Annotated in this window: 2 protein-coding genes; both read right to left on the reverse strand. The window is 50.4% G+C overall.

Features of this window, described 5'->3' with window-relative positions; all coding sequences use genetic code 11:
* Window positions 1–3,851: Ig-like domain-containing protein (locus tag WMO45_RS13555; RefSeq protein ID WP_349141421.1), on the reverse strand; the 3,851-nt coding region annotated here is incomplete at its 3' end.
* Window positions 3,852–3,934: 83 nt separating this feature from the next.
* Window positions 3,935–4,413 (reverse strand): substrate-binding domain-containing protein (locus tag WMO45_RS13560; RefSeq protein WP_349141422.1); only part of this gene is annotated, 479 nt, incomplete at its 5' end.

Genomic DNA, 4,413 nt, shown 5'->3' on the forward strand with positions numbered 1-4,413 from the left:
GCGGCGCTCATCTGCAGGGTGCCGCCGGCCTCGGTGATGACGTCAGCCGGTGCGCTGACGGTGATGGACGCCACCTTGATATCGATATCGCCCACAATCACCTTGCAAGACGCCTTTACCCCATTGTGTGCCGTAGCCGTGATGGTGGCAGTTCCTTCAGTAATTGCAGTGATCTTGCCAGTCTGATCTACTTCAACAACGGAAGGATCATCCGATGCCCACTTCACAGCCTGATTGGTTGCATTTGCAGGTTCCAATGTGGCCACAAGTTGGCGAGTATCGCCCATCTCCATATTGACGGAGCTTTCATTCAGTTTTACACTCTCAACGTCAACAGAAGGTCTTTCCGTTTTGACCGTAACAGTGCAAGTGGCAGAATACTTTCCTGCGGTAGCAGTGATCGTCGCCTCACCATCGCCTACTGCAGTCACAAAGCCCAGGCGAGAGTGGACGATGGCCACACTCTCATCGCTGGAAGTCCAGGTGACCGTTTTATCAGCAGCGATCCCGCCTTCCGGGGTCTCCTCGGCTTCAACCGTAGCAATCAGCTGAGCCGTGTTCTGCCCGGCCGCAGTCGTCATTGTCAGAGAAGTCTTATCCAGAGATATGCCGGTGACCTCTGCGACCGGAGGTTCAGGTTCTTCCGCCTTTTTCTCCTGCAGAGTCAGGTATTCACCCACAAAATCGCCTGCTTTGGTGCAAGTGAACTTTAGGCGATATTCGCCTGCCGGGATCTCAACCACTTCCTGTCCCTCAGGCAAAGTCAACTCACTGATCTGCATCCCTTCGATGGCACTCTTCATATCGATGTTGCCCAGAAGGATCCCCTCAGAATCATCTGCACCTTCAGGGATCAAGAATACGTCAAAAGCACCGCGGCTGCTGCTCTTTCCCTTGTATCTCATGCTTGCAACGTACTCATTGCTGTCGACTGTCTGCTGCACTTCAATGGGAGTATTGAACTGGATGCTTTCTCCCACATTTATCCCCTTGACCTGATACCAAACGGCTTGGTCTGTAGGATTCCATTGGATCTGCACATTATCCTTTCCTGCAGCCTCCAGACGCGCCTTCAGGGACTCGCTAGGCGTCATAGAGCTCAACAGATCGAAGTCTGTAGAATCAAGTGTAGCATAGATTTTTTTACTTCCGGTATCTGCAGGCGGCTCACTCCACTCTTCCTTACCACCCAAAGTAATGATATTGAAAGTCTGGAGCGTATCACTTGTTTCTTCCTGATGCAGGCACAGTTCCATGGCGGCCAGGTCGCCCGCATTCGTGCAGTCGAACCGCAGATAGTACTTCCCTTCCGGGATGGACACAGGAGAGCCGTCGTTGAGATAAACGCGGCTCAGCGTTCCTGTGGGGGCATTGGTCCCATTGATAGAACCCAGCTTATACTCTACGCCGCTGTCAACATCTACCAGGGTCACATCGAACGTACCGCGGCTGGCGCCGGACTTGTAATACAGCTCAGCGGTATAGTCACCGCCTGTGACCTCGATGGGCGTATTGAAATAGAAGTTGTTGCCCTTGACCAGGTCATAGATCTGGAAGTAGCAGATATCCAGACCCAAGTTGTACTGCACCACTGCCCGATCCTCGCCCATATTATCCAGGGAGAACCCGCCGCCGGGGGTGATCCAGTTCTTGATGTCGGACAGAGTGTACCAGTTCGTGTTTGTACTGCCTGCCTTGGAGCTGACAGTGGGGTCACCGCTGGCCAGATAGTTGATATCATAGACCAGATCATTGGATCCCGTATCCGCAAATGTAGAGTTCTCGATCTCTGCCTTTCCGGTAAACACACTTTCCGGCACATTGGACTGACTCAGGTCGCAGTTGCGAATCTGTATGTTTTTACAGGTATCACGCACTTTGCTCGGATTACTGCCACCGGTTATCGTCACATTATCCAGTGTCAGCCCATCTACGTAATCGAGGTCAAAAATCTGGGCACTGCCATTAAAAATGCTATTTTTAATGGTGAAGTTCTCGATGTAGCAATCAGTAAGGTCGTTTATATTCTCGATCGCAGTATTATTGGTCGGCTTACTAAAGCCTCTGATCTCAAAGGCTTTCCCACCGCCTGCACCTTCCACATCAGCCGGATTGACCTTCAGATCCTCAATGACCACATTCTTATACTCAGGAATATAGCCCTTATAGGACTCGATCTTACCCTGGCGCATCTTGTTGATCTCGTCCTGGATATAGTAGTTCAGATCCACCAGCACGGCGGGGCTATCACCGGACACCTTCCGAACATAGTCGTCCTTCAGGTATATATTTTCAATGACACCACCGCGGATATAATTGGTCTTAAAGCGATACGCCGCGGTCAGATTGTCGCTTTCCATGTCATTGTCACGGGAGAACACGTTCTTGATGCCGCCGGTAAGCTCGGAACCAATGACCACACCGCCATGCCCGTCCGCCATCTTGTTGCGCTGGATGACGATATTGTAGCACGGACGAGCGATGCGCCGGGCGTCACCATTACGACCCGCCTTCAGGGCAATACAATCGTCGCCGGTATCAAAAGAGTTGTTCTGGATCACCACATTGCTGCAGCTCTCCGGATCGCAGCCGTCATTGTTATGGAAATGCGAATTTACCGTGGTGTTGTCCACCATGATAGTATCAGAAAGGACCGGATGGATCTCCCACATCGTGGAATTGATGATCGTTACTCCAGAAATCAGGATGTTCTGGCAATTGTACGGCTGGATAAAGGCAGGACGAAGGAATCCGGTAGCCAGCATCGGATCGTAGGCTTCCAGTGCCTCCGGATCGTTAACAGGCGGAAGCTCATTTTCCCACGGATTGACCTTTTCAGTCTTGCTGCGGATATAGTTACCATTTTCATCCTTCGTGATCTTGTACGGCTCGCCATACTTGCGCTCCCCAACAGGGATACCAAGTTCTCCCTGTGCCCAAAGCTTGGTTCTGGAAGCTTCCTGGGGCGTATATCTTTTATCCGTCCCACTTCCCTCGTACTTGCTTCCATGCTTCCAATCGTGCCAATACATGGTATCGCCGTTAACCCAATCGCCCAAAGACGCTTGGCCATCCAGAGTACCTTCGCCCGTAATAGCAATGTTTTTCTTACCATATGCATACAGGAAGGGGGAGTAGTTCATACACTCTCCGCCCTCAAACTTTGCCAACGTAAGGCCATCCTCATCCACAGGGCAATTGGGGTCATCCGGATCGTAGTAGAGTTCCTTCATCAATTCCCCTTCATAGAGAGTGGTGTCGGTGGTAAAGGCCAAGACCGCGCCTTTCTCAATATGAAGATTTACATTATCTTCAAGATGAATGGCCGAGGTATAGAAAACCTCACCATCCATGTTGGGCACCAATACTGTACCACCGCCCGCCTCGCTGACCTCTTTGATGGCAGCATAGATGGCTTTCGTATTGTTGATCGCCAGCTCACGCTCAGCCTGAGCATCCTCATCCGTTTTATGCCCCATGCCATTGTTCTGGTTTTTGAACTGCTCACTGGATATGGCGCCGTAGTTGAGGATATTTACTTCCCGCTGGGCGAAAATCTTTTCCATATCCGCTACAGTGTCAACTACATGAGCCTCGATCTTATCCGCATAAGCCCATGCTTCCTCGGATGTTTCAAATTCCGTAGTATCTTCAAAGGACAGGCCCTCAGCCACAGTATAAGTCAAAGGAGTTGGCGACTGAACTTTGCCAGACAGATAATCAGCCAATGTCACATCTGTCTGAGTGTCTGGCACCATGCTATCGGATGATTCTGCCGCAAAAACCGCTGTGGGAAATGTCTCAAAAGCCAAGAGAACTGTTAGAAGAATTGGTATAATGCGCTTTTTCATATGCCTCACTGTGATCTCTCCATTTTACAATTTCTACTCTCAACACAATACCCTAATCCATTTTATGACTTACAGCACACTCCTTAAACAACACCAGCTCCTTTTATTTCTATAGCTCTTGTTTCAAATCTATCTTCCTGCTCATATACGGAGATTGAACTCTGGAACACCACCTCTCCTTTTACTCTCAATATCTCACCTTTCGCCGGTCGGGCGCGGAAGATATACTGAAACAAGCGCTCCATGGCCTTCCAGCCCTGTTGATACGGATTTTTGAAAATCAGATTTTGGAACACGTTCCGTCTCAGGCTGTCCAGATTTTTGGGAAAAATATCGCTTCCAATGGCCAGAATGCGGCCTGCCATTCCGGTGTGCTCCAGAGCCCGTGCAAGCTGTACGCTCCCCCGGGCCGTCACACTACAGCAGCCGCCCACTTCCTTTTTTTCCTGCAGTCGTTCTATCAGCTCGGCATAGAGCCGCTCGGCATCCCTGCGGCTATAGCCATAGTAAATTTTGTATATCTTTCGCTCCGGTGCGTATTCCAGCAGATACGCCTCCAGAC

This window comes from Flavonifractor hominis (genome assembly GCF_040095835.1).
Classification (GTDB): Bacteria; Bacillota; Clostridia; order Oscillospirales; family Oscillospiraceae; genus Flavonifractor; species Flavonifractor hominis.